The sequence below is a fragment of the Pseudomonas sp. 10C3 genome, assembly GCF_036346185.1.
Taxonomy (GTDB): Bacteria; Pseudomonadota; Gammaproteobacteria; order Pseudomonadales; family Pseudomonadaceae; genus Aquipseudomonas.
Genome location: NZ_JASJVE010000128.1, coordinates 1 through 266 on the forward strand (window position 1 = coordinate 1; position 266 = coordinate 266).

The 266-nt window shown below is 48.1% G+C and carries 1 pseudogene; it reads left to right on the plus strand.

The window, feature by feature from the left end:
• Positions 1 to 222: pseudogene (locus tag QN399_RS26385) on the plus strand (F0F1 ATP synthase subunit beta); the annotation flags it as partial.
• Between the last annotated feature and the right edge of the window lie 44 nt (positions 223 to 266).

Here is a 266-nt window from a genome sequence, read left to right on the forward strand (position 1 = left end):
GTTATCGAACTGATCTGCACGTTCGCCAAAGGCGGTAAATTCGGTTTGTTCTGTGGTGACGGTGTAGGCTAAACCGTAAACATGATGTAACTGATCCGTAACATCGCAAAGGAACACAGCGGTTATTACGTGTTCGCTGGTTTTTGCGTGGGTACCCGTGTGGGAAACTACTTTTACATCGAGATCAAGGACTCCATCTTTCTGGACAAAGTGGCGCTGGTATAGGGTCATATTTAGGTGCCGCCGGGTAACCGTCTGCGAGTATT